The 25,308-nt window shown below is 53.9% G+C and carries 24 protein-coding genes and 1 tRNA gene; 13 read left to right on the top strand and 12 right to left on the bottom strand.

From position 1 onward, the window contains the following. The first annotated feature begins 3 nt into the window (after positions 1-3). A complete protein-coding gene (locus SIB41_RS00265; RefSeq protein WP_413359515.1) occupies positions 4-1,308 on the top strand; it encodes a SufS family cysteine desulfurase in 1,305 nt (434 codons plus the stop codon). Here SIB41_RS00265 and SIB41_RS00270 read toward each other — a convergent pair. After that, the gene (locus SIB41_RS00270) at positions 1,305-3,263 is read right to left on the bottom strand and encodes a prolyl oligopeptidase family serine peptidase (protein WP_413359518.1); all 1,959 of its coding nucleotides are present in this window, start codon (positions 3,261-3,263) and stop codon (positions 1,305-1,307) included. The genes SIB41_RS00265 and SIB41_RS00270 overlap by 4 nt on opposite strands. Before the next feature lie 66 nt (positions 3,264-3,329). Here SIB41_RS00270 and def point away from each other — a divergent pair, with 66 nt between their 5' ends. Next, positions 3,330-3,935 carry a peptide deformylase gene (gene def, locus SIB41_RS00275; protein ID WP_011130968.1) on the top strand — a complete coding sequence of 202 codons (606 nt, stop codon included), beginning with the start codon at positions 3,330-3,332 and terminating at the stop codon, positions 3,933-3,935. Between the two features lie 267 nt (positions 3,936-4,202). Then, positions 4,203-4,886 (top strand): DUF3747 domain-containing protein, encoded by a 684-nt coding sequence (locus SIB41_RS00280; protein ID WP_413361286.1) that lies wholly within the window; start codon positions 4,203-4,205, stop codon positions 4,884-4,886. Between the two features lie 513 nt (positions 4,887-5,399). Here the strand turns inward: SIB41_RS00280 and SIB41_RS00285 are convergent. Further along, on the bottom strand, positions 5,400-6,965 hold the full coding sequence (locus tag SIB41_RS00285; protein WP_413359521.1) for a YifB family Mg chelatase-like AAA ATPase: 1,566 nt from the start codon (positions 6,963-6,965) through the stop codon (positions 5,400-5,402). 61 nt (positions 6,966-7,026) lie between these two features. Here SIB41_RS00285 and SIB41_RS00290 point away from each other — a divergent pair, with 61 nt between their 5' ends. From SIB41_RS00290 to SIB41_RS00300, 3 genes are all read left to right on the top strand, one after another. Further along, positions 7,027-7,368 carry a histidine triad nucleotide-binding protein gene (locus tag SIB41_RS00290; RefSeq protein ID WP_063397300.1) on the top strand — a complete coding sequence of 114 codons (342 nt, stop codon included), beginning with the start codon at positions 7,027-7,029 and terminating at the stop codon, positions 7,366-7,368. A 25-nt stretch (positions 7,369-7,393) separates the two neighbouring features. Then, positions 7,394-9,397, top strand: a complete 2,004-nt coding sequence (locus SIB41_RS00295) for an ABC transporter ATP-binding protein/permease (RefSeq protein ID WP_063419119.1) — start codon at positions 7,394-7,396, stop codon at positions 9,395-9,397. 123 nt (positions 9,398-9,520) lie between these two features. Continuing rightward, positions 9,521-9,679, top strand: a complete 159-nt coding sequence (locus SIB41_RS00300; protein ID WP_063397328.1) for a chlorophyll a/b-binding protein — start codon at positions 9,521-9,523, stop codon at positions 9,677-9,679. Positions 9,680-9,695: 16 nt separating this feature from the next. Here SIB41_RS00300 and SIB41_RS00305 read toward each other — a convergent pair whose 3' ends face one another. From SIB41_RS00305 to psbX, 4 genes are all read right to left on the bottom strand, one after another. Beyond that, on the bottom strand, positions 9,696-10,202 hold the full coding sequence (locus tag SIB41_RS00305) for a hypothetical protein (RefSeq protein ID WP_413359524.1): 507 nt from the start codon (positions 10,200-10,202) through the stop codon (positions 9,696-9,698). Further along, on the bottom strand, positions 10,199-10,705 hold the full coding sequence (locus SIB41_RS00310; RefSeq protein ID WP_413359526.1) for a hypothetical protein: 507 nt from the start codon (positions 10,703-10,705) through the stop codon (positions 10,199-10,201). The genes SIB41_RS00305 and SIB41_RS00310 overlap by 4 nt, the downstream gene beginning before the upstream one ends. 38 nt (positions 10,706-10,743) lie before the next feature. Continuing rightward, on the bottom strand, positions 10,744-11,724 hold the full coding sequence (locus SIB41_RS00315) for a Ycf66 family protein (RefSeq protein ID WP_063419117.1): 981 nt from the start codon (positions 11,722-11,724) through the stop codon (positions 10,744-10,746). Positions 11,725-11,828: 104 nt separating this feature from the next. After that, positions 11,829-11,948 carry a photosystem II reaction center X protein gene (gene psbX, locus SIB41_RS00320; protein WP_011130957.1) on the bottom strand — a complete coding sequence of 40 codons (120 nt, stop codon included), beginning with the start codon at positions 11,946-11,948 and terminating at the stop codon, positions 11,829-11,831. 88 nt (positions 11,949-12,036) lie between these two features. Here psbX and SIB41_RS00325 point away from each other — a divergent pair, with 88 nt between their 5' ends. After that, on the top strand, positions 12,037-12,357 hold the full coding sequence (locus SIB41_RS00325) for a YggT family protein (RefSeq protein ID WP_063397329.1): 321 nt from the start codon (positions 12,037-12,039) through the stop codon (positions 12,355-12,357). A 17-nt stretch (positions 12,358-12,374) separates the two neighbouring features. Here the strand turns inward: SIB41_RS00325 and accC are convergent, their stop codons facing one another. Next, positions 12,375-13,721, bottom strand: a complete 1,347-nt coding sequence (accC, locus tag SIB41_RS00330; protein WP_063399205.1) for an acetyl-CoA carboxylase biotin carboxylase subunit — start codon at positions 13,719-13,721, stop codon at positions 12,375-12,377. A 123-nt stretch (positions 13,722-13,844) separates the two neighbouring features. On the opposite strand from accC, the gene SIB41_RS00335 reads away from it, so the two are divergent. From SIB41_RS00335 to msrB, 3 genes are all read left to right on the top strand, one after another. Next, positions 13,845-13,926 (top strand) — tRNA-Leu (locus SIB41_RS00335). 15 nt (positions 13,927-13,941) lie between these two features. After that, positions 13,942-15,243, top strand: coding sequence for a glycosyl transferase (locus tag SIB41_RS00340; RefSeq protein WP_413359528.1), 1,302 nt, complete (start codon positions 13,942-13,944; stop codon positions 15,241-15,243). Positions 15,244-15,291: 48 nt separating this feature from the next. Continuing rightward, a complete protein-coding gene (gene msrB, locus SIB41_RS00345; protein ID WP_063419115.1) occupies positions 15,292-15,726 on the top strand; it encodes a peptide-methionine (R)-S-oxide reductase MsrB in 435 nt (144 codons plus the stop codon). 13 nt (positions 15,727-15,739) lie between these two features. Here the strand turns inward: msrB and SIB41_RS00350 are convergent, their stop codons facing one another. From SIB41_RS00350 to SIB41_RS00360, 3 genes are all read right to left on the bottom strand, one after another. Further along, a complete protein-coding gene (locus tag SIB41_RS00350) occupies positions 15,740-16,849 on the bottom strand; it encodes a PRC-barrel domain-containing protein (RefSeq protein ID WP_413359530.1) in 1,110 nt (369 codons plus the stop codon). A 61-nt stretch (positions 16,850-16,910) separates the two neighbouring features. Continuing rightward, the gene (gene smc, locus SIB41_RS00355; RefSeq protein ID WP_413359532.1) at positions 16,911-20,519 is read right to left on the bottom strand and encodes a chromosome segregation protein SMC; all 3,609 of its coding nucleotides are present in this window, start codon (positions 20,517-20,519) and stop codon (positions 16,911-16,913) included. A 51-nt stretch (positions 20,520-20,570) separates the two neighbouring features. Next, the gene (locus SIB41_RS00360; RefSeq protein WP_413359534.1) at positions 20,571-20,927 is read right to left on the bottom strand and encodes a hypothetical protein; all 357 of its coding nucleotides are present in this window, start codon (positions 20,925-20,927) and stop codon (positions 20,571-20,573) included. A gap of 389 nt (positions 20,928-21,316) precedes the next feature. Between SIB41_RS00360 and SIB41_RS00365 the strand changes: the two genes are divergently transcribed. Then, the gene (locus SIB41_RS00365) at positions 21,317-21,532 is read left to right on the top strand and encodes a Nif11-like leader peptide family natural product precursor (RefSeq protein ID WP_063419110.1); all 216 of its coding nucleotides are present in this window, start codon (positions 21,317-21,319) and stop codon (positions 21,530-21,532) included. Between the two features lie 509 nt (positions 21,533-22,041). Here the strand turns inward: SIB41_RS00365 and SIB41_RS00370 are convergent. After that, positions 22,042-22,209, bottom strand: a complete 168-nt coding sequence (locus tag SIB41_RS00370; protein ID WP_157859868.1) for a hypothetical protein — start codon at positions 22,207-22,209, stop codon at positions 22,042-22,044. Between the two features lie 379 nt (positions 22,210-22,588). On the opposite strand from SIB41_RS00370, the gene SIB41_RS00375 reads away from it, so the two are divergent. Together SIB41_RS00375 and SIB41_RS00380 are read left to right on the top strand one after the other, a co-directional pair. Continuing rightward, the gene (locus SIB41_RS00375) at positions 22,589-23,053 is read left to right on the top strand and encodes a DUF883 family protein (protein ID WP_413359537.1); all 465 of its coding nucleotides are present in this window, start codon (positions 22,589-22,591) and stop codon (positions 23,051-23,053) included. Continuing rightward, positions 23,053-23,439, top strand: coding sequence for a phage holin family protein (locus tag SIB41_RS00380; RefSeq protein ID WP_063414328.1), 387 nt, complete (start codon positions 23,053-23,055; stop codon positions 23,437-23,439). Before SIB41_RS00375 ends, SIB41_RS00380 begins: the two co-directional genes overlap by 1 nt. A 585-nt stretch (positions 23,440-24,024) precedes the next feature. On the opposite strand, the gene SIB41_RS00385 is transcribed toward SIB41_RS00380, so the two are convergent. Continuing rightward, positions 24,025-25,149 (bottom strand): THUMP domain-containing class I SAM-dependent RNA methyltransferase, encoded by a 1,125-nt coding sequence (locus tag SIB41_RS00385; protein WP_413359539.1) that lies wholly within the window; start codon positions 25,147-25,149, stop codon positions 24,025-24,027. Between the last annotated feature and the right edge of the window lie 159 nt (positions 25,150-25,308).

The raw sequence follows: 25,308 nt of genomic DNA on the forward strand, positions 1-25,308 counted from the left end.
ATCATGACCTCTTCCGTGAGTTCAGAGCAGAGCATGCCTTTGGCAATGGCAGCTCTAGAAACTTCAGCGAACCTGGCAGAGCTCACGCGAGCGGATTTCCCGCTACTAGGCCAGACCGCCTGCTTAGGTCAGCCCTTGATTTACATGGACCATGCGGCGACAAGTCAGAAGCCACGGCAGGTGCTGGATGCCTTACAGCATTACTACGACCATGACAACGCCAATGTGCACCGTGGTGCCCATCAGTTGAGTGTTCGTGCAACCGAGGATTTTGAAGGAGCACGTCAGAAGGTGGCTGATTTCATCGCTGCCTCAAGCGCGCGGGAAATCGTTTTCACAAGGAATGCGAGTGAGGCGATCAACCTGGTGGCGCGCACTTGGGGAGATGCCAACCTCCATGAAGGTGACGAGGTGCTGCTCACCTTGATGGAGCATCACAGCAACATTGTTCCTTGGCAGATGCTTGCCAAGCGAACAGGTTGCGTGCTGCGCTTTGTCGACCTCACCGATTGCGGGGAGCTTGATTTAAACGATCTTCGGCACAAACTCTCCGAGCGAACTCGTTTAGTCAGCCTGGCTCATTTGAGCAATGTGCTGGGCTGTTTTAACCCGATCTCTGAGGTCACTGCAGAGGCTCATCGCTTTGGTGCTCTGGTGTTGCTGGATGCTTGCCAGAGCTTGCCACATATGCCTGTTGATGTGTCTCGGCTTGGCTGTGACTTTCTCGTGGGTTCTTCCCACAAATTATGCGGTCCTACCGGGATGGGTTTTCTTTGGGCTCGAGAGGAGTTGCTTGATGCTATGCCGCCTTTCCTCGGCGGTGGCGAAATGATTCAGGACGTTTATCTCGACCACAGCAGCTGGGCTGATCTGCCCTACAAGTTTGAAGCAGGTACCCCTGCTATTGGGGAAGCTATTGGTATGGGCGTTGCTCTCGACTACCTGAACCAGGTTGGCCTAGATCGTATTCACGCTTGGGAGCAGCAGCTCACGCTGCAATTGTTTGATCGCCTCCAAGCCATTGATGGGTTGACGATTCTGGGCCCAACTCCTCAGCAGGAGCCTAATCGGGCGGTCTTGGCGGCTTTCACGGTGGATGGTTTGCATCCCAATGATATTGGTGCACTGCTTGATTCAGCAGGGATCTGTATTCGTAGTGGCCACCACTGCACCCAGCCTTTGCATCGTCACTATGGGATCCCTGGATCAGCTCGTGCCAGCTTGAGCTTCACCAACACACCAGAAGAAGTCGATCGTTTTGCTGAGGAATTGGTTGCGACGATCGGCTTCTTAAGGGAGCACAGCTAGAGCTTTAGGTGGCGGCGGAAGAATTGCTCAGTTGCTTCTAAGACTTTGGTCTTGACAGCACTGTCTCGAAAGCCGTGGCCTTCCTGCTCAAAAATGTGTAGTTCAACTGGTATGCCGTTTTCTTTTAAGGCATTGGCCATCCGTTCTGTTTGCTCTGGGGGAACCACTTTGTCTTGAAGTCCCTGAAAGAAGATCACTGGGCATTGGATCTTGTGGGCATGCAGGAGAGGTGAGCGGTTTTCGTAAAGTTGTCTTTGGTCGGGCCAACGGCCTACCAGGTGATCGAGGTATCGAGCTTCAAATCGATGGGTGTCTTCTGCCATGGCGGTGAGATCACTCACTGCATAACGGCAGGCAGCAGCGCGAAAGACATCGGTGAAGCAAAGGCAGGCCAGGGTGGTAAATCCACCGGCACTGCCTCCTTCAATGGCGATTTGTGTTGGGTTTGCCTTGTTGCATTTCACTAGTGCCAGTGCGGCTTCGGCGCAATCCGTTACGTCTGTTTCGCCCCAGCCTCCCCGGAGGCGTTCGCGGTATGCACGGCCAAATCCAGTGGAGCCGCCATAGTTCACATCCACCACTCCCCAGCCTCTGGATGTCCAGAACTGAATGCTGAGGCTTAGACCGCGGTTGGCCATGCTGGTAGGGCCGCTATGGCTTTTGACAAGAAGTGGCGCAGGGCCTTTGCTGCCATTGATTGGCGGGTAATACCAGGCATGGGTTTGCTGCCCATGGCAGCCTTCAAACCAGATAGGCTCCGCAACGCTGATCGCATCAGCATTCAGTAAAGGCTCACTGGCTGGGGTGTGCTTCCAGCTGCCACAGTTGAGGTTGAGCTCTAGTAGCCCAGGGCTCGTGGTGGCATTGCTAGCGATGGCTACGGCTCGACCTTCCTGTGCCTGCAGACCATTTAGATCATCAAAAGGTTGGTTGATGGTGCTGATCTGTCCATCATCGGCCAAGCGGCTCAGCCTCCAAGAACCTTGATCACAGATGGCGGTCAGAATTTGCTCTCCATCCCATGCGCTGCTGCTCATGCCATAAACCCACTGCGGCATGCCGGTTTCGGCTGAAAGCGGCCAGGGGCGTCGCCAAGTGGGTTGGACAGCGGGGTCAGTCGTCAGCTTTGCCACTATCAGATTCCACCAGCCGCTGCTGTCTTCGCTGACAACCAGCTCTCCATTGGGTAGCCAAAGGGGCTGGAAGACGGATGTTTGTTTGTGATCAAGTGGTTTGCTACCAGCTAGACAGGCCGAGCTTGTGATCAACCCCGCAGGGTCGAGGCTGGCCCACCAGATTTGGCTTGCCTCCCAGGGCATGGCCGGTTGTTGCCATTCCACCCAGGCCAGTTGATCTCCATTGGGGCTGAGGATCGCGTAACCAGCAAAATCAGCAGGGCGATGCAACACCGTGGCAGCCTGGTTCTCATGGTTGAGGGAGAAGGTCACCAGCCAGTCCCGCTTGTCTGCTTCCATGATTCCGAGCCAGCGCTGCCGTGGCAGGTCAATCAGACCATCAGCAAGTTGGGCATCGTTTGGTTTTGAGAGGCGAAGCGGAGGATTGAGCGGAGATAATTCCTTCTTCCCTGTGGTGGCCTGGTGGAGGCCCTGCCAGCGCTGGAACCAGAGGCAGCCATCGACATCATCGATCCAGGCCATCAGGAGCTGGTTGTCTTGGCAGGCTGTGGCTAGAACCCCTCCTCCGTAATCGTGAATACGACTACGCAGATTGGCTGGGGCAGGTGTCAGCTCTTGGGGGGGGTGGTCAGATTGACCCCAGGGACGGATAAGGGCAGTGGTGCGACCATGTTCCTGAGGACGTTGCTCCAGCCAAAGCACCCAGTCATCAATCAGGCGCGGTTCTTTGAGGGTGGGTGTTTGTCCGAGAGCGCATTTGGCAGAAAGAGGTTGAGGGGTTTGCTTCGGGTTTCGCTGGTGATGGCTTGTGCTTTCCATGGCGGTTTTGGGTCTGATGTGCGGTGGAGTTGCCTAAACTCAATCAACTGATGCTGAGACTTTTCTTTGGCTCGAAGCTTCGCTCAGCTGGCACGTACGGCCGAAAAAACCAAGGGGTCTGTTGCAGTCCCGAAGGAGCCGCTTGATCATCCGCCTCTTCAAATTCACACTTTGGGCAATGGGGTTTTGCGGCAATCCACTCGTCGGATTGGCAAGGTTGATGAATCTGTGAGGGACTTGGTGAGGGACATGCTTCGCAGCATGTACGCAGCTAAGGGGATTGGTTTGGCTGCCCCGCAGGTGGGAATTCATAAACAGCTCTTGGTCCTTGACCTTGATCTGGAAACCCCTACAACCCCGCCAGTGGTGTTGATTAATCCCGAGATCATTAGCTCCAGTGCAACTGTTGAAACCTATGAGGAAGGCTGTCTGAGCATCCCAGGCGTTTATCTCAATGTGGTGCGGCCTAGTGAGATCGTGCTCAGTTTTCGCGATGAGATGGGACGACCACGCAAAATGAAGGCCGATGGCCTGATGGCTCGCTGCATCCAGCATGAGATGGATCACCTTGAAGGTGTCCTTTTTGTAGACAGGGTCACCGATGAGAATGAGCTCAGCCTTGAGTTAAAGGAGCATGGCTTCAAGCGGGCTGATGTTCGTCCGCTGGTTTGAATGCTTTGGCTGAAGCCTTTGAGGATGCTTTCTTTGAAGGTTTCCTGTGTGTTTGGCGTCGCGCTTTGATTGGTTCTTTCTTTGCCTTGGTTTGAAGCGCTTGAGATCCATCTCTTGTGGCTTGAGCGACTGGCAAGCTTCTGTTGGTTGCAGCTTCAGGCATGGTGGATTCACTGTTGGTCATCATTCGACTCAACAAACCGGCCTGAGGGGGCAGCCGATTGCTCGGCAGACTTTTACGATTCGATCAGAATCTTGCAGGCCTTGATGGCGCGTTATTTCCCCTCTGCAGTTGCTCTGGTCCTTGTGGGTGCGACTGGCCTGACTGGATGGTCGTCATCTGTCCAGGCGCAAGGATCTCTCTTTACAGCAGCTCCTGTTGAGCAGAGTCGATTCATTTTGGTGGCTGCCCCGATTGGCAAGGGTGAAAGGTCGCAGTTGAATATCTACGAACAACGCAGTAGCAAACGAGCCTGTTTTGCAGTTGATGGAAGCTTGCCGGCTGTTGTTGATCCTCTGCTTGCGAGGTTTGATTTCACCGGGATTTGCAATCGATACATTGACGGCAATGGCTATTCGTTGCGGATAGGGAGCGATGACCTAGGAACTCACTATCGCTTGAGTGTGGTGAGGGCTGATGGGGATATGCATTTGCTAGCCATCCCCACTAGGGATACCTCTAGCCCAGCCCTGATCGTGGCCAGGGCTGGTGGTGCTGGGGTTTCTAGCAGTGATTTCCTTAAGTTGAACTTCGAGCCTGGATGGCAATTGATGCGTCGCCAATATGGGCAACGTACGCTTGGGCATCTGTATGTGTTTAGCGAAAGTTGGCCTGGAAGTTCAGATGAAGGTGTCACGGCAGAGGAAGTTGTAGTTGATGAAGTCGTTGAGGAGGAAGCTTTTGAAGAAATAACTCCTGAGACATCAACTGTTGAATCTCTTGATCGATAAGTAGATTCAGCCTGTTACTCTGCCTTTCTCCGAATTTGTTGCTTGCTCAATGAACCAGGCCATGCTTGGAGGAAATTAGTGAAGTTAACTTGTCGGAGCCGTTTTAGTGGCAAGTGTCTAAGAGCATGGTCTTTGCTGGCCTGAAGAGTGCCTTTCTTCACGAAGCTTCTGTGGAGAATGATATTCGTAAGAATCGGAAATATGCTGGCCACAGTGCATTTCACTGGCGTGAGTTTTGGCAGGTTAAGTAATTTTTTTGAGTTGATTGGGCAGTGTCGTTGCCTGTTGAAATGACTCGCATCCTGATTGGCTGTTATGACGTAACTAAAATCACTTCAACGGTCTCTTCGCTATGGTGCACATTGTTAATGGCTTGTGCAAATAAATGGTTTGCCTATGGGCTTGAATATAGCTTGAATGATCTTGGCGAAGATTAATGATCAACTCCATCTGATTCGACTTTAGCGTTGTAGGAATAAGCTTGATACGGCTGATTGCTGAAGACGAAGGGGATTAGCTGGCGAAATCTTCTTTGGCATCGCCATAATCAAAACTACGGAAACACATTGTTTCCGCTATCGCACTTTTATTGACTTTGTCTTGATCATGAAGATCGGCCAGAGATCTAGCGACTCTAAGAACCCTTAGACCGCTGCGGGCACTGAGTCTGCGGTGATTCACAACTTGCTCCCAGAGCTCTAGAGCCTTTTCATCCAGCTGGCCGATTTGCCCTAAATCCTGGGCCGAGAGGTCACGATTGAGCTTGCCATCAGGATTGCGAACAAACATCCGCGCGCGCGCGCGCAAGATCTGCTCGATGCCTATTAACTCTTGATCATTGAGATCAGTGGGAGTGAAGCCGGTAACCGATTTGCGCAGCTGAGCTGCGGGCAGGTGCTTGAGACGCAGTTGTAGATCCAGGCGATCCAATAAGGGGCCAGAGAGGCGGCTCCAATACCGCTGGCGTTGGGATTGGCTACAGCGGCAAGGATGCTCTTCATCTCCAAACCACCCGCATCGGCAGGGATTGGTTGCTGCTACAACGGTGATTTGAGCAGGGAAGGCACATGTCTGCCTGGCTCGATTCAGACGAATGACTCCTTCCTCGAGTGGTTGTCGAAGTTGGTCGAGAACTTTGCGTGGAAATTCAGCTAGTTCATCGAGAAACAACACACCACCATGGGCGAGGCTTAGTTCTCCTGGCCTGGGGTTTGCACCGCCTCCAACGAGTGCAGCAATCGTGCAACTGTGATGGGGAGCCCGGAAGGGTCGCTGTTGTATTAACTGGGGAGTGCTCTTCAGCATTCCTGCTACAGAGTGAATACTGGTGATTTCCAAGGCCTCTTGGCGCGTGAGCGGCGGCAGCAGCTGGGCTAAATGTTGAGCCAAAAGGGTTTTCCCACAGCCAGGTGGCCCCACCATCAGGAGGTGATGGCCCCCGGCGGCAGCCAAGGCAAGGGCTTTATGGCCCAAGGCGCAACCAAGCAGTGGATGAAGTTGATCGTTTGGTCTGGGCGTGATTTTTGCCGTGACGGCCGCTTTGGAGATGTGTTTAGGTGCTAGTGGTTGGGGTTGGTGCAATAGATCTACAACCTCGCTGAGGGAATGAGCAGCTCGTACTGTTAAGCCAGGCACAAGGCTTGCTTCTGCGGCATTGGCTGATGGCACCACTAGCGCTCGTACGTTTTGCGCGGCGGCCAGGTTTGCGATGGCAAGGATTCCTCTGCAGGGCCGCAAGCTGCCATCGAGTCCGAGTTCTCCAGCGCAGCAGAGATTGGCAAGCAACGGACCATCCAGCTGGCCACTGGCTACCAATAGGGCCAGGGCGATAGGGAGATCAAAAGAAGGTCCCTCTTTACGAAGATCGGCAGGAGCCAGGTTCACCACGACTCGCACGAGTGGCCCGCGAAAGCCACTGTTGCGGAGTGCTGATCGCACTCGCTCACGAGATTCCTGTATGGCGGCGTCGGGTAGCCCTACCAGTTGCAGCCCTGGCAGCCCAGGCAATAGATCCACTTCCACGGTGACGGCTAGGGCCTCAATGCCATGCAGAGAACCACTCAGGCAACGTGCCAGCATTTGTAATCAGACGGTGCATGGATTTCATGCCCAAGCCGTCCCATCCTCAGACTGTGACTCAATGGCTGGTGACACTATTTTTGGCCAGATGCTTCGCGGTGAGATTCCTTGTGATGAGGTTTATAGCGATGAGAGATGTCTGGCCTTTCGCGATATTCAGCCTCAGGCCCCGGTTCATGTGCTGGTGATCCCCCGCAAACCTCTGGAAAGCCTGCGGGCCGCTGATTCCACGGACATGGAGTTGCTGGGGCATTTGCTGCTGGTGGCAGCCAGGGTGGCCAAGCAGGAGGGCCTTGATGACTTTCGCACCGTGATCAATAGTGGTAGTCAGGCAGGGCAAACCGTTTTTCATCTTCATGTTCATGTGATCGGTGGCCGTCCGCTGGCCTGGCCTCCCGGTTGAGGCTTGAACTGGCAAGAATGACGCGATGACAACCACCAACAGCAAGGGAACTTCCAAGGGGCTCTCTAGCCAGCTCGGCAAGCTGCAACGACTAGCGCAGCCTTACTTCCTTCCAGTTGAGGAAACTCGCACTTGGCAATTCCTGTTGCTGGTGATTGCTCTGCTGGTACTGGTAGTCGGCGTCACCTTGCTGTTGTTGACGGGGGCTTTAGCTCTCAGTGGTGAGCTGATCCCTGCCATGCAGGATCGATTCCTGCCAGGCGTGCCGGAGCGGCTGGCAGCGATTTGGGACGGATGGATTGGGCCGCTGCTCATCGGTCTCATGATGTTGGGCGCTGGATGTTTCATCGCCTTACGCGGCAAGCTCCGCGAAGGACGTTGGTTGCCTTGGCTGCTGCTGGGCGTGATCTCGTTAATGATTCTGGTGATTAACGGAATCAACGTTGGCATCAGTTTCGTTGCCCGCAATGTGGATAACACCTTGGTTGCTTATGACCGGGATGGTTTTTGGAAGATTGTTGCTATTTATGCTTTTTGTTTGGTATTGGCGCTTCCTATACGTGCCTTTCAGAGTTATCTGATTCCCAAGCTTGGGCTGATGTGGAGAGAATGGCTTAGTGGTCGGCTGCTGATGCGCTACCTGTCTAATCGTGCTTATTATATTCTTAACCCAAATGATGAATCTTCGCCTGAAATTGATAATCCTGACCAGCGAATTTCTGATGATACTCGTAGTTTTACTGGGACAAGCTTGAGCGTTCTGGTGGAGGTAATCTCTGCTCTTCTTACATTCGTGAGTTTTATTATTGTCTTATGGAATATAAATGGGAATCTGGCTTTGCTGCTGCTTGCTTATTCAGTGATTGGAACGTCATTAATCGTTTTTGCTAGTCGACGTTTGGTTGCTCTGAATTATCAGCAGTTGAAGTTGGAGGCGGATTTCAGATATGGCTTGGTTCATATAAGAGATAATGCTGAATCGATTGCATTTTATGGTGGTGAAGCTCAGGAGGGTGTCGAGGCTAATAGGCGTCTCGATGGGGCTATAAGGAATTACGACAGGTTGATTGTTTGGGAAGCTCTGATTAGCGTTATCCAGCGCTCTTATGATTACTTCTCGCGCTTTCTTCCTTGGCTGGTGATCGCACCGATCTATTTTGCTAGAGAGGTTGATTTTGGTGTATTTGGGCAAGCCAGCATTGCCTTTTCGCAGGTTTTATTTTCCGTCAGTTATATCGTTAATAACATTGACCGGCTTGCTGCTTTCTCGGCCAGTATTTCTCGTCTTGAGGGGTTTCAGGGTCGGGTAGAAGAGATTGGTGCAGGCAATGAAGATGGGTTGCCTGGTAAGCCCAAGGTGTCAAATGTGGTTGGCGGAAATCGCCTTCTGCTTAGTCACGTGAATCTCACGCCGCCTGGCAGCGACAGGATGCTGATCCGAGATCTCAGTCTCAGCCTCGAGGAGCAGCAGCGTCTGCTGGTGGTAGGTCCATCGGGCTGCGGAAAAACATCCTTCCTGCGCCTTGTCAGTGGGCTCTGGCCTGGTTCTGGTGGTGGTGAATTGCAGCGACCAGCTGCTGGGGAACTTTTATTCATCCCTCAGAAGCCCTACATGCTGCTAGGGACATTGCGCGAGCAGCTTTGTTATCCAGCTGAGGAAGATCGTTTCAGCGATGATCAATTGAAAGCAGTTTTGGAGGAGGTCAAGCTTGATCAGATGATTGAGCGCTATCCCAATCTTGATGTCAAACAAGATTGGCCGCGGATCCTTTCTCTTGGAGAACAGCAGCGCCTGGCTTTTGGGCGGCTGCTATTGAATGCGCCTCGTTTTGTTGTTCTTGATGAAGCGACGAGTGCTTTGGATGTCAAGCTCGAAAAGCATCTCTACAAGCTGCTAAAGGATCGTGATTTGGCTGTCATCAGTGTCGGTCACCGTCCTACTCTGATCGAATTCCACGACTCAGTGCTGCAACTTGTGGGAGATGGAAGCTGGCGTTTGATCCCTTCCGCAAGCTATGACTTTGATTGATCCTGAGCAGGTTTGATGACCTCAACAAAGCAAAACCTTCCAGGCGATCAGGACCTTCCCAGCGAACAGGCTGTCTTCGAGGAATCCGAGCAGGGTTCTGAAAGTTCAGAGGTCCAGCCACCCATCAATAGTGCGACGACGGGAGACCCCCCCGCTTTTGGTTGGAGTGCCTATGCAGAACGGGTCAATGGACGTTTCGCGATGATTGGATTGGCCGCTGTGCTGCTCATCGAAGTGGTGAGTCGCGACACCTTCGTGCATTGGGCCGGTTTGCTGTCCTGAGTGGTTGGGTGTCGAATCAGCTTGGTAAACGGATCAGGTCCACATCCCAACGACCATCTCGGCTGACTTGAACTGCTAGAAGCCGACCAGATCCATCCAAAATCACATGGCGAGGGATCCCTTTGGCGCTGAGCTCAAGCCGATGAACAGTGCCCATATTGCGGTGATAGAGCAACAGTTCCGTTTGGTCGTCACGCTGTCTTACTAGCGCCAGGCGTTCGCCATTGGCACTCACGCTCACACTGATTGGCTGAGCATCAGGTCGATTCAGGCCTGGAAGTAGTACCGATCTGCGGCTTCGTAGGTCGATCAATTCAATTCTTTCTTTTCCTTGATGGTTGGCCAGAGTGGCCAACCAACGCTTGCCAAGGGCCGGTTGGCGACGACTACTAGCAGATTGGAGCAGTGAGCGATTGATGCCTTGGAGTGGCCTCAATCCTTCTCTTCCGCAAGCAACCAGCCCAAAGCAAAGAAGCAGAGTTGCAAGCCAACTCGGCAGATCTCGTAAGAGCCCATATTTCACGGTCTAAGCTCTTTCGTTGGAGTTGAGCGCTTCAGCCCTCTGATTGGATCTGGTTCAAGGATTTGTGATAGATCGAAGAGCTCTACGCGCCAATGCCCCTGATCGGCTACTTGCAGAGCTAACTGGCGTGCATCTGGTGCCAGGCTGAGGCTCACAGGATCTCTCCCCCCCGGTAGGGGAAGCGGGTGGATTCTTCCGGTTAGACGGTCTTCAATGATCGTTAGACGACGATTGCCTTTTTGTGTGATCACTGCCAGATAACGTCCATTCCAGCTCAGGGAGGGAGAACTGTGAGGTTGGTGACGGGAGAAATGGCGTAGTGGCAGGATCTTTCCGTCTCGAAGATCGCGGAGCTGAACGGTTGGCCTGCCTCGCTGATCGACGATCACTGCCAGCATTTCGCCATTGCCGCTGAGGGCAGGGTCTTGCTGGCTGCGCTGAAGCAGGCCACCTGGTGCTCTCTCAATCGAATTGATGCAGCTCCCAAGGCCCAGGCACCCCAAAAGCAGGATCAGTTGCTGCAGGTTGTTGGCAATGGGCTTCAGTCGTCAAAACGGGAACTGTTGTCGCGAGGTCTTGAACTTCGCGGAGCTGAGCGTCTTGGCTCAGGCATTGATGATGAAGGAGGTGCGGCTTCTGTTCTGGTGGCTGAGGGATTGCCTTGTGGGCGGGAGGGTTTTGATGCTGTGGGCCTGGATCCCGTCGGCCTGGACTTTGCAGGAGAGTAGGCCGCATCTTCAGCCTCGGGACGAATCTGAGACCCCTGAGGTACACCAGGTTTTCTTGATGAGGCGTAGCCCCCTCTAGTCGTAGGCCTTGGCTCGTTGCTTAATTGGGTTCGATTGGTGGTTTGTTGATTGGCTGAGGGACGGCTGCCCCGGCGCTGATCTTGGCGAACATTGCGGCGTTCTCCAAAGTCAGGACGATTGTTTTGTTCATCATCCTGGCGGCCGAATCGGGCCATGCGACGAGAGCGTTCTGAGTCTTCGCCCCAGGACTCTTCCTCCTTGTTGCGGCGACGGCTTGCTGCTTGTTCTGGTATTGCAGCTCTTGTGGTTCTGCGAGGCCTGTATAAGTCTTCTTGAGGGCGATCAGCATCGTCGTTGTCTCGACTGGAGAAGCGTCTTCGAACCGGTTGGGGTTCCTCAAAGCGGTCGTAGGGTTCATCCCAGCCACCCCTTAGGCCACCGCCTCGACCCTGGTTGATAGGCGGAGCTGGTTCATCATCGAAATAGGAGGAGCGCCGAGCCCCCTCGACAGCTACGCCTCTCAACCTGACACTTTCGTAGGCGAAAAACATTGTGGTTCCGGCTAGCAGGAACACGCCGAACTGCAGGATCGGATCCAGGCGCCACCCCTGAAAAAAGAAAACTCCTCCACAAAGGAGGCCGATGGCTGCGAAAAAGACGTCGTAGTCGCGTGCTAAGGCAGGCTTGAACGATCGCATGAAATACAGCAGAGCACCGCCTACTGCAAGCACGATTCCAACAATGCTGCCCCAGTTAAGACTGGCATTGACCACAATTGCGCCCCCTGAAAACGCCTAAACTGGAGGTTGAAAACCAACCTCGTTGGGCTCAGTCTACGAAGTGCGCCAAGGGTGCTTTGAAGTTTCGGTCAACCCGATCACTTGCGATACATCTGGTCGTTTTGACTGATCAACACAAGGGCAACGGCAGCTGGTATTACCACGATTACTGCGGCCCAAACGAGGCTGCTTAGATAATTGGCGAGAGAAGCGGTCATAGCAGTGGTTCTGACTTGGGCGAGGCCATCATGATCTTAATGATCAGGGGTGACTTTCTACGATGGAACTGCTGATGCTTTGAGCTTTGTGACACCAGTTCTGATTCAAGCGCTGCCAACGCTGCATCTGGTTCTGGCCTTTTCGCTTGCGTTTTGGACGCTGACATTTATCTTTCGCATAGTGCTCTCTTGGTATCCCCAGGTAAAGCTCAGCGAGGGGTTTTGGCCTTTGGTGAGTTGGCCCACGGAGCCTCTTTTGGCGATGACCCGCCGTGTGGTGGCTCCCATTGGTGGAGTGGATGTCACTCCCGTGATCTGGGCTGGATTGATCAGTTTGTTGAGGGAGTTGTTGGTTGGCCAGCAAGGACTGCTCTCTCAGATGCTGCTTAAGAGCCAGGCCATTGCTTGAGATTGAGCGAAGGAATTTCAGTCGAGCATGTCTTGTTCGACAAATTTGGTGTGAACATCTCCTCTCAGAAATTCTTCCCGATTGAGCAGTTCGAGATGGAATGCAACTGTGGTGGGGATGCCTGTGACAGCACATTCATTGAGTGCTCTTTTCATTCGTTTGAGTGCCGCGTCTCGGTTATGCCCCCAGGCGATCACCTTGCCAATCAATGAATCATAGAAAGGCGGTATGTCGTAGCCGGTATAGACGTGGCTGTCGATGCGTACCCCTGGTCCTCCTGGTGGTAACCAGCCTGTGATTTGCCCTGGTGAGGGTCGAAAGTTGTGGGTGGAGTCTTCAGCATTGATTCGACACTCGATGGCATGGCCTCTTAGTTGGATGTCCTCTTGTTTGATGCTGATGGGATCGCCTCCGGCGATGTGCAGTTGTTCTGCGATCAAATCGATGCCTGTCACCATTTCTGTGACGGGATGCTCAACCTGAATACGGGTGTTCATTTCCATGAAGTAAAAGTCACCCTTGCGATCAAGGAGGAATTCCACGGTTCCAGCGCCTTCGTAGTTGATGCTCCTTGCGGCGGCCACCGCAGCCTCCCCCATGCGCAGGCGTAATTCGGGGGTGAGGGCTGGGCTGGGGGATTCTTCCAACAGTTTTTGATGACGTCGCTGAATGGAGCAGTCACGCTCGCCGAGGTGGATGACGTTGCCGTGTCGATCCGAGAGGATCTGCACTTCGACGTGTCGGGGCCGGTCAATGAATTTCTCCATGTAGAGCCCAGGATTGCCGAAGGCCGCTTCGGCCTCTCCTTGGGCGGCCTTGAAGAGGTTTTCTAGTTGGTCTGGCGTGGTGACCAGGCGCATGCCGCGGCCACCCCCACCTGCGGTGGCTTTGATCATCACTGGGTAGCCCATGCCCTTCGCCAGCTCAGCTGCTTCTTCTGGACTGGCGAGCAAGCCCTCGCTACCTGGCACAGTCGGAACACCGACTTGTTGCATGGTCGCCTTAGCGGTCGACTTGTCTCCCATGGAGCGGATGGCATGGGGTGAAGGACCGACAAAGGTGATGCCATGGTCACGACAGATTTCGGCGAATCGATCGTTTTCGGCTAGAAATCCATAGCCAGGATGAATTGCATCGACCCCGCGGGAGGTTGCAGCCGCGAGGATATTGGGGACATTGAGATAGCTCTTGCTGCTAGGGGCCTCGCCAACGCAGACGGCTTCATCAGCAAGTTGAACATGCAGCGCATTGCGATCCACGGTGCTGTAAACAGCCACTGTGGGGATATTCAGCTCTCTGCAGCTACGCAGAATTCTGAGGGCAATTTCGCCGCGGTTGGCGATCAGCACCTTGCCGATGGTCATCCCGCAGTAATCAGGCTTTGGGCGGATCGTATCAGCGCTCCTTACCAGGCCACTTTGCAAAACGTTGGACCATTGGCCGGTATGATCCTCGATCGACGAAGCCCGCGAGGTTGAGTCGGCCACGCGGATGTGGTGGAATTGGTAGACACGCACGTTTGAGGGGCGTGTGGCTTCGGCCTTGCGAGTTCAAGTCTCGCCATCCGCATTCTTTCCTTACAACTTGACCTCACTCCCTCCAGCTGTCATTCCGGACACTTCGCTGGCGGTTGTTCTGGTTTCCAATGGTCCGGGGGAACTAGCGACTTGGGTTAGGCCCATTGCTGAGAGCTTGCATCGCAGCATTTTGATGCGTCCTCGCGCTGCAAGCTCGCCTATTGACCTGAGGCTGGTGTTGGTGCCTTGCCCGAATGCCACAGGACAGGAGGCTGATGCGGCTAGGCGATGGATTCAGTTTGAGCAGATCACGCCAGCAAATCAGTTTTGGAATTTGTTGTTCTTTCCCCGACGCTATGGGCAGTGGCCTCGCCAAGGAGTGGTCGTTTTCCTTGGTGGAGATCAGTTCTGGAGCGTGCTTCTTTCAGGCCGCTTGGGCTACCGCCATCTCACCTACGCCGAGTGGGTGGCCCGCTGGCCTCGTTGGAATGACTGCATTGCTGCGATGTCTCCCAAAGTGCGGGATCAGCTGCCACGTCGTTTCCGGGACCGTTGCACTGTGGTGGGAGACCTGATGGCGGATTTGTCTTGTCTTGCAAGAGCTGAAGCTCCGCTGCCACAAGGCGAGTGGGTGGCTTTATTGCCGGGGTCTAAACGGGCCAAGCTCTGCGTGGGGGTTCCTTTCCTGTTGGAGGCGGCTGATCAATTAGCTCGGCTGCGACCTGGATGTCGGTTTTTGCTTCCTGTTGCACCCACCACAAGCGTGAAGGAGTTGGAAAGCTTTATGAGTTCGAGCAATCGCATTGCTGCTGCCTATCGCTCAGCCATTGCCATGGTCAGGCCAGCTGAGCTTGATCAGCCTTGGCGAAGATTGATCACCAGGGCCGGCACGGTCATCTATCTCCAAGAGGACCATCCTGCGCATGGTCCCTTGAGTCAATGTGATTTAGCTCTCACCACTGTGGGGGCAAATACGGCCGAATTGGGGGCGCTTGGTTTGCCAATGATTGTGATCGTGCCCACCCAGCATTTGGCTGTGATGCAGGCATGGGATGGCTGGCTTGGTGTGCTGGCTCGGCTGCCTGGATTGCGTTGGTGCATTGGTGTCTTGCTCAGTGCATGGCGGCTGCGTCGTCATGGATTCCTGGCTTGGCCCAATATCTCTGCTGGACGCATGGTGGTTCCGGAGCGAGTGGGCTCAATTTCGCCACAGGACATTGCTCATGAGGCGTCAGCTTGGCTGGAATCTCCTGAACGGCTCATGGGGATGCGCGAGGATCTGCGCAGCCTGCGTGGGCAACCTGGGGCTGTGTCTGCTCTGGTTCAGCAGGTGCGTCGTTTGCTGCCCAAAGCTCTCGGTGCTTTTTAGATTCGAAGGCTGTTTAGGGTCTTGCAGGTCCTCTTCCTTTTCCCTTCCATGTCCAGGTCTGATGCCTCCGCTTCCGATTCAGTGGATTGGATCAAGCTCAGCCCTGAAGAATGGCAGGCCAGGTTGACTCGTGAGCAGTATCAGGTTGCCCGTAAGGGAGGCACAGAGCGAGCATTTACAGGTGCTTATTGGAACCACAAGGCAGCAGGCATGTATTGCTGTGTCTGTTGTGGGGCCCCACTCTTCAGCTCAGCGACAAAATTCGATTCAGGCACTGGTTGGCCGAGCTTTTCGGATGGAGTCAAGGCAGGTGCGATTACCACCCATCGGGACACGAGTCATGGAATGGAGCGTACTGAGATCAACTGTGCTCGTTGTGGGGCTCATCTGGGCCATGTCTTTAACGACGGACCAGCTCCTACAGGTCAGAGGTACTGCGTGAACAGCGCTTCGCTTGATTTTTCCGAGGAGGCAGAGGTTTGATTTGAATCGAACGTCACCAAGGGTCGTCCAGTTCGGTGCCATTACGGCGCGGTGGGGGCTCCTCTACCTCTGCATCTCGGCCTCGGCCAGCTTGGTCACGTCCTGAAAAGTCGAGGGGCTCCACATCAAGAGGATCACCAAGGCTCTGTACAGGTCGACGTGAGGCTGGTCTTGGTCTCTGGGGTTGTTGATCTTCAAAGGTTCGTCTTGGTTCATAGGCAGCTGGTTCTTCGAAGACTGGCCTTTGTTGATAGGCAGGAGGTTCTTCGAAGGTCATTCTTTCTTCTCTGTCATTGCGATAGCGCGATGGGGAGCTTGAGGGTGTTTCATCGAGATAGCGCTGTTGGGGGATGACTTCCTGTTGACGCTCTTCAAGTTCAACGTATTCAAGTTCTTCTTCCGGCTCAAAGGTTTGTGTGGTGGAAGGTTGGAGCCGGCGCTGTTCCTGTTCAGTGGGCTGTCCTGAGTTGAGCTGGTTTTCCACTGGCACAAGATTCATCCTGTAGCGCTCTCGCTCCTGTTCTTCCCAGCTGGGGCCGCCAACTCCGAGTTTTTCGAGGAAGCCGCTATTCAGTTGCTTGAGCTTCTCTTCTGCGCCTTCATAGACAATGATCCTGTCTGCGCCGCTGCTGACCACCTCGTCTACCGGCATCTCCCAGGTACTCAAGACCCCTTCACCCAATAAGGGCACACCGATTGCTCCAATCACCAGGGTGGTGAGTTCCCCTGTTTCGATGTCGAAGGAGAACCCCAGGACTCTTCCTAGTTGCTGGCCAGATTCTGTGATCACTTGGCAGTTGATCACTCGGCTGTAGCGATCTGGGGTGAAACCCTCTTTGAGTGAGTCAGAGGAATCCACGAGGATGACGTCCCCCACCTGACGGATCCGATCAAGGGGCATCCAACGTGGGAGGCCGGGCAGGTATCGCGTTAGGGGATTGTCTCGCAGGCCTAGGGCCACCACTTCGCGGCGATCAATGTCGACCACGACTTCTCCTACTACGCCGAGACGACGTCCGGTATCACGGGTGATCACGTGGGTCCCCATGAGCTCGGAGCGCAGCCAGAGGCGGTCGCTAGGAACTTTGTCCAGTGGATCGTTCAGGGATGGGTTCGTCGTCAAACGCAGGCCCTCAAAAGGGGGCTAATCGAGTCATTTTGACTCAAGGGCTTGAGGAAACAGCTCACGCCGCATTGGGTAATCCCACGACTTGAGTATGAGCCCCACGGGCCTGGGTTACCCCGATGGTGCGGTTGGAGGCTCCGATCATTGGTCGGCGGTGGCTCACAACCATGAACTGGGCTTGTTCTGCTTGGCGGGCGATTAGAGCTGCCAGGCGTTCAACATTCACCCCATCAAGGAAACTGTCCACTTCGTCGAGGGCATAGAAGGGAGAGGGGCGGAAGCGTTGAAGAGCAAACAGAAAGCTGAGCGCCGTAAGCGATTTTTCTCCACCAGACATAGCCGCAAGGCGTCTCACTGCTTTGCCTTTGGGATGTGCGACCAGGGTGAGGCCGCCTTCGAGGGGGTCGTCAGGGTTGTCGAGTTGTAGGTGGCCATCGCCCTCAGAGAGGCTGGCGAAGATGTCACGGAAATGACCATCAACTGCTTCAAAAGCTTCCATGAAGGCTTCCTGACGAAGAGTGGCGACGGTCTCGATGCGGAGCAGGAGTTCTTCTCGCTCCTGGGAGAGAACCTCAAGCCTTTCGACCAGATCCCCGAGTCGTTGTTCGAGTTGTTCGAGTTCTTCAAGGGCCAGCATATTCACTGGTTCCAGGGCTTCCATCCGGCTTTGAAGCTTCTGCAGATCGGCTTGAAGGGCCTCAAGTCCTGCGCTGCGAAGCTCTGCGGGGATCTCCGGAGGGGGGTCTGGCAAGGCTTGTTGGAGTTCTTTGAGTCGGAGGCTGCCGCTGCGCAGCTCTTCGGCAAGGGCTTGGCGATCCTGTCGGAGGCGTTCCAGGTTCCACTGGGCCTCTTGTAGGCCTTGGCGCTGGTTTGCTACTTCTGCTTCAGCGGCATCCCTGGCGCGCCGTTGTTCGCCAAAGCGAGTCTGTAGGTCTTGTTGTTGGCTTTCTAGTGTTTGTCTTCGCGCTTGCAGTTCTTGCTGCTGGTCACGCCATTGAGCATGGGCAGTGGCCAGCGCCTGGACAGCTTCCTGCAGTCTTTTTTCCTCAGCCTCCAGGCCCTTTTGTTGATCGCTTAGGCGTTCGAGGGCGAGGTGGCGATGCTGCTGGGCAGTCAGCAATTGATCCCGATTCGTTCTGGCTGTCCCAAGTGCGTCATCGGCGGTTTCAAGATCCGCTTGTAAGCGTTGCCAGGTCTCTGCATCGCCATCCGCTTGGGCTTCCTGCTCATGTTGTTCAAGTTGCTGCAGTTCAAGGGTGAGGGGAGAGAGCTTTTCGATGAGAGCGTTCAGTCGTTGCTGCTGTTGTTCTTGATGAGCTTGTAGCTCCTCCACTTTTTGAGAGCGTTGATGACGTCTTTCCATCAAGGGGCCATGGGAGCGGCGGGCTGCGCTGCGTTCGGCTTCCAGAGCGGCTTGGCGCTGTTCAAGATTCCTGAGGCAGGGGCGAGCTTCCTCGAGAACTTGGCTGAGTTGAGATTCCTCTCTGCGGCAGGCCACCAAGGTTTCTCCAAGTTCAAGCAGCCTGCGGCGTAGGGGTTCGGCCTCATCTCCCTCGTTGCTGCTACCAAAGCTAAGGCTGTTGCTACGACCAGAAAAACTGCCGCCTGTCATGGCACCGCTCTTCTCTAGCAGTTCTCCATCAAGAGTTACGGCTCGAGTTCTTCCCAACTGCAGCCGGGCAGATTTCAGGTTGCTAAAGACCAAAGTTTCGCCGAAGACGTAGGCAAAAACCTCGGCATAAATGGGCTCAAAACGAACCAGCTCAAAGGCTTTGCCGATCAGGCCAGTGCTGCTATCAGCGTTGTCAGGCTTTCGCCCTCGCATGAGGGCGCTATTGCTGCTACCTGCAGGTGCTTTGATGCGATTGAGAGGCAAGAAGGTGAGCCGGCCGGCTCGCCTGCTTTTGAGCAGTTCGATGGCTTTGGCGGCAATGCGATCGTCGTCTACGACGACTTGAGCGAGTCGTGCACCCGCAGCGACTTCCAAAGCAAGTCGGTGGCGATCGTCTACCTCCCCAAGTTGGGCAACGGGGCCGTGGATCCCTTCTAGACCTGCTTCAAGCAGCAGCCTTAGAGCTCCTGTGCCACGACTCTCCTGCAGGGTCTCGCGACGACTCTCTAGCCGGGCGATCTCTTTTTCCAAGCGGGTTTGTTCTTGCTCGAGTCGACTGCGGGTCCGTTGCTGCACTGCCAGGGCTTCAGCGGCTTGCTGAACCTGCTCTTTCTTGTCGCTGATGTTCTGGAGGAGTGTTTGCCATTCCTGTTCGAGTTGATCAAGTTGTTTCTGTACCTGCTGATCTTCGGTGCCGTCACGATGCTGCTCTGCTTCGAGTTCCACGCGCCGCTCTTCGTCTTGACGCAGGCGTTCTTGAAGTTGTTGTTGCTCCTGCTGCAGTGGTGTAAGGGTGGATTGAAGTTCCTGACGGCGAGAGCTGCGCTGCCGTTGTTGCTCAAGCCAAGCACCAGAGCGACCGGCGACGTCTCCAAGGCGGCGACGGGAGACCTCTACAGCGGCTTCGGCATCTCTGCAGTGCTTTTCAGCATCTTCTAAGGCCGGGCGATGGGGATCTTCGGTCTGACTGTCAGCCTCCTGTTGCAGTTGTTTGCGGCGGTTGCTTAGGTCTTGGCGAACGCCTTGGAGGCGCTGACCTTCATGTTGGTGTTGCTCTGCTTGGCGCTCGAGTTCACGAGCCTGGGTCTCCAATCCCGCCAGTTCGGCTTGCACCGCTAGCAACTGGTCTTCGCCGAGGGCCTTCACGTTCTCTTGCAGAGTCTTCAGGTTGGCGGCGGCCTTGGCCAGCTTTTCTTCGGCCTCTTGGAGGTTCGCAGCGTCGCGTACCTCTTGCTCGCCAAGCTGTTGCTGCCGGGCTTGAAGATCACGCAAACCTTGCTGGGCTGTTTTAAAGGCCAGCATCAGTTCCTGTTGCCGACCCAATTGAAGTTGCTGCCGGAGTTCCTGGTAGGTGCGGGCTTTAGCGCAGTCTCGTTCCAGGCGTTGCCGTGTGGTCAGCAGTTCCTGTTCCACGATCCGGCAGCGTTCCTGCCGCTCTTGAACATCATCGAGCTTGGCGCGAGTTTGTTCGATGCGGCTGTCGAAGAGTGCTACACCAGCCAGTTCGTCGATCAGGCCGCGGCGATCGCGGTTACTCATCGAGACGATGCGGGTCACATCACCCTGCATCACAACATTGCTGCCTTCTGGGTCGATCCTCAGTCGGCGCAGCTGGGTTTGAAGTTGCTGCAGGTTGCAGGGTTCGCCATCGGCGCTGTAGCTCGTGCTGTAGGAGCCGCCAGGCATGACCCGCAGACGGCGGGTGACGGTCCACTCTTGTTGATCAGCTTTGATCCAAGGACCTTCCTCTGGTGGCTCTAGACCTGCCTCGGCTGGATCGGGCTGCCAGTCGCTGAGGTCAAAGCGCACACTCACCACGGTTTCAGCTGCCTTGCCTGCTCGAAGGATTCGGCTGTTGACAAGATCAGGCAGTCGATCTGCTCGCATCCCCCTGCTTGTGGCAAGACCAAGGCAGAAGAGAACGCCGTCGAGGATGTTGCTCTTGCCCGAACCGTTGGGGCCTGTGACAACTGTGAAGCCCTCTTCGAGGGGGATGGTCATCGACCCCCCGAAGGACTTGAACTGCGTAAGCCCAACCTGATTGATGTGAACCAACAGGTTGCACGGGCTCTTTGCAAGCCAAGTTTACCGAATTTTCTTTGAAGCTCAAGGGGTGCTACTCGGTTCAGATCTGATCCGGCAGAGCCTGTGTTCGATCTCCAAGTGCCCCTTCAGATCAGTGCTTTGCAGGCGCACACTCAAGCGATCTTCGCAGTTGATCGGCAGAGAGCCGCTGAACAGTCCGCCGACGATGCGTTTAGCCCAACCGCGTCCCCCTGAGACGGCGGCGTCATGATGGTCCAGCCAAGCGAGCCGATGGACATTGATAGGAATGGCTTCTACCGCTGGGCCATCTAATCGTGGGATCTGCGGCAATCGCCAGGTTCGACATGAGGGGCCGTCTTCCAAGAGCAAATCAAAATGACATCCGAGCGGATCGTTCGGCGCTCCACGATGTTCCAATAGGACGAATCTATTCAGAGAGAAAAACCTAATTGCAATAGCTTAGTTGAATCAGTAGTAGGAATAGAGCCAGTATTGATCAGCCTTGTATTGATGTTTGCGATCTTTAATGGCTCGCATCTCTCTGTTCTTCTTGGGAGCAGAAGTGCAATTGATCAGTGCTAATGATTGATGTTGTACTCGCGGCTACGCATATACGCTCTCTATTGTATTCACCATATTAACCAGCGATCACATTGACTGCCCTTGCTTAGGTATGGGATTTGGGCACATTTAAGGAAGTCTCTTTGAAAAGGATGCGCAAGCTGCCTTGCCCTGTAAAACGTGATCTTTTCAGCATCGCAGGATGGTTTTGAATATCATGGCTTGAAGCCTTTGTTCTCTAAATTTTGTCCCTCGAGCAACTCCGAGCCTTTCTTGTCAAAATGCAGGATGATGCTGACCTGCGCCAGCAGGTCTTAAGTGCTTCTACGGCGGATGAGGTAGCAAATCTTGCTAGCGGCTTTGGTTATGAATTTTCAGGTGACGAGCTGCTGCGTATCTCTGGACAAAAGGTGGACCGAGTGACTGTTAGAAAACAGGACGTGCCTGGAGAATATAATTAATGTTTTCTTGGAAGACTTGTTGATTTGATACGAAGCCTAAATTTGAGAAGGAGAGTAGAAGTTTAGGGATAAGTTGCATCGGCATAAGGCTCTAGAATTATCATTTTGGGATGGAACTTTGGCATTCCTTTGCTTGGCCTAGTATCTCTTTGTTTTGTCTACTACCTTTTGATTTGCATCTTCTTCGCTTCCGCTAAAACTCGGCAAAGCTCCAGAAGGATCTCTGCCGAGATTGCCAGCAAGCGGATTGATCTAAAGGAGATCATTATTATTTCGCCAGAGGTTCGCTGATGAGCTTGAGCAAATTGGTGTATTGGCTAGACGTTCTTTGAATACGATCAAGAACTAGCAAGGATGTTTCAGTCTGATTGCTGTGGGGTGCAAAAGATCTAGGGCTATCGATCCGCTTGATTCAGTGGTTATAGACAGCAAGCCAATATTGGAGTTGATTCGAGTCAAGTCTTGCTCATCGATGCAGGCAAGATTGTTGTGCTGGTGGAGTAGATGTTTTAGCTCGCGATTCCTTCAGATAGCTCATTAGAGGTTGGTGGGGTGAAGCCAAGGCGCGCAAGGCTTAGTTCAAGCTCTTGGATGCTGATTTGCTGCCGGATGCGCTCTAGGCGAGGAGGAACGATAGGTTGCAAAGTTCCTAGAGGTTCAGCTACGGAATTGCTCATAGACTCCATCAATGCAGAGTTGTGATCATGTAGGAGTTGTAACGCACTAGATCTGGAGATGGTAGTAGCGACAGCTACACCATATCTGGCAAGTTGAGCGAAAGCTTTGTTAGAGGAGCCGTTCTGGAAAGGGCGATTCGTTTCAAGGGGTCGTGCTCAGGATCTTTTGAGTTCTGAGATACCCAAGGATTGTTGATCAACGTTTGAGCAGGTCAGATCCTCTGCAAATTAAAGACGCTTATTCAATGTCACTGCTCGGAGGTGGGTGATGGTTGCAGTGGCAGTTGGTATTCAGGCAGCAGGCTTGAATGCATTCCAGCTACAGGGGGTTTCGCTCTCGCACAGGCCTAACTAGGCTGAGATCAACCGTCTGGAATTCATGGAATCAGAGAATTCCGCATCCGGCGATCAACAGACCCAAGTCAACACTGAGCCTTCGCGTCCTGCAGATCCCTCTGAACTGAGGTTCCGTGAACGATTTGAAAGCTTGTTGCCCACGATCCAAGAGTATTGGCCAGATTTGGCTTGGGACACACTGGAAGCGACACGAGGCAGCCTTGACGAAATGGTTCGTGTGATTTCACAGCATTCGGGATTGACTAGCCATGGTGTGCGTGATCAGCTGGAGGACCTGTTTCAGATTGCTGGTGACCGCACCAGGAATCTGGCCGATAGCCTGGAGCCATTGGAGAAGCAGCTCGAGCAGCTTCTCGATGAGCTGAACAGCACACTGCGGCCGCGGATTGAACGTCCTGTGCGGCAGCGCCCGTTGCTTGCTGTTGCAATGGCTGCTGGAATCGGTGTACTGATTGGAGTTATTTTCGCCGGAGGTCGGCGGTCCTGATGAGCGAAGAGCAACGTTCAAGCGGATCAGGAGCGGGTGCGCGCGTGACGGCGATTGCTGCTTCAGTCATGGATCTGCATGTGCGTATTGCTTTGCAGGAGGTGGATCGAGAGAAACGCCGTTTGATTAGTGGAGGTGTTTTCCTGGCCATGGGAGGCACGTTGATGTTTCTGGCGCTGTTGGCAGTGGAAGTGGCTTTGGTGCTTTGGATGCAGGAGGTTTGGGGCTGGAGCCTGATGAAGGGTTTGCTGGCTATGGCAGTTCTTGATGTTGTTTTGGCAGGAGTGAGTCTGCGCATGGGTGGTCAGCTCGCCAAAGGGCCGTATTTGCCTCAGACCTTGGAGGGTTTGTCGAAAACCACTCGGGCGGTGCTCGGTCGCAAGTGATTCAGCGAATGGCGAAGTTTTCATTCGAGACCTCTGAATGAAAACGGACTCTCTTGCTTTGAATGGAGTGCTTGGTATGAGAGTCGACAAGCAGAAAAGATGGCATCAAATCAAAACATCATGAACAGATTGAATCAGTCTTCAATGAGTCACCGCTCCTACTTTTCAGGCTTTTAATTCAAGATGGATGAATAGGCACAGTAAGATTTGATCTATGACGTTAATTGCCAAAGGAAACCCATCTTCTTCTTGGCTCTAGGGCTTTATTTTTAAGATCACCTCGCACCATCACTCCTAAAAACGACCAAATGATCATGCAATCCTTTTGCGTACTTTTAAGATCACGTAGCCAGCTACAAGGAGTTTGATTGTAAATGCAACAGCAAAAATAACTAGGTTGGTAGGAGTTAAGAGGTGGCTAAGCATCTTTCCAGTTGAGCTTGTCTTTTATTTTAGGGCAACAGCTTGGCAGATTGCAGATTGATGTTTTCTTTGATACCTCGTGGTTCTTGTTGGATGATTAGAGCCTATAAAAAGTGCCGGGAATCTGAAGATTGCTGCTGATAGATCAAGTTTCCCTGCGGTTCAGCGAATGGCGTAGTTCAGCCAGCGGCATTCGATGCCGCCATTGCTGACTGGAATCCGCCGACTCGCTTTCATCTGAAGTGATCGGCTGAGGCTGGGATTGCCGTTTAGCAGCCATAGCTGCCAACCTGATGCATGTTTTTTCGCATACTGGCCGAGGCTTTCATAGAGAGCGGTTAGGTTTTCATCCTGGCCAACTCGGATGCCATAGGGAGGGTTGCAGACCATCACTCCTGGCTGTTTTGGCAGTTCTAGGTTGCGAAAATCACAGGTTTGAATGCCTACAACATGGTCGAGGCCTGCCTCAGACAGGTTGGCTTTTGCTTGTGTTGTGATGCTGGGGTCTCGGTCGCAACCAATGATTACTGGCAGCGATTGATTTCTGCGTTCTCGTTGCTTGGCTCGTGCTTGTTCCTCGCTCCAGAGTTGAGGATCGAAATCTGCCCAACCTTCCAGGAGAAAGGAACGCTGTATCCCTGGTGCAAGGCCAAGCTTCATACTGGCTGCCTCGATCAGCAGGGTGCCTGATCCGCACAGGGGGTCAACTAAGGGTACGCAGCCATCCCAGCCGCTGAGTTTGATCAATCCGGCGGCAAGGTTTTCTTTGAGAGGCGCAGCGCCAACTGCAGCTCGGTAGCCCCTGCGGTGCAGGCTGCCAGCTGAACCGTCCAAGCTCAGGACCGCACAATCTCGACTGAGATGGAGATGTAAACAGAGAGCAGGGTCTTGCAGATCGATATCAGATCGCTCACCCCATAGCTGCCGTTGCAGATCGATCAGCGCATTTTTCACTTGCAGGGCTGTGAAGTGGCTGTGAGTGAGGCCAGAGCCGCTGCCGGTAACATCAACGCGAAAGCTCATTGAGGGATGCAGCCAGCGCTCCCAGTTGAAGGCTGATTGCACACCGGCGTAGAGCTCTTTTGGCCCTTGGCAACGGAATTGGGCAATCTCTCTGAGAAGGCGAAAGGGCAGGCGAGCTTGTAGATGCAGCCGATAGAAGCAGGCCATGTCGGCTTCAAAAGCAGCTGCGCGTCTGAGCGGGCGCACTGCTTTGGCCCCAAGCGTGGTGAGCTCTTTGGCGCCTTCTTCTTCTAATCCTTGGGGGAGTACGGCGATCGCTTGCATTGAGCTTTTACACCCCACGGGTTGTTGAGCGAAAGAACAGCATCCCTGTCAGAATGGAACTGTCCACCTTTTGGCGGACTAGGTGATCCACACCAGTGTCTCGGACAGCGGTTCGATTCCGCTCAGCTCCATTCCTCTTTTGGTGTCTTGGGGCTGCAA

Origin of the sequence: Prochlorococcus sp. MIT 1201 (assembly GCF_047303415.1) — a bacterium.
Lineage (GTDB): Bacteria > Cyanobacteriota > Cyanobacteriia > PCC-6307 > Cyanobiaceae > Prochlorococcus > Prochlorococcus marinus_D.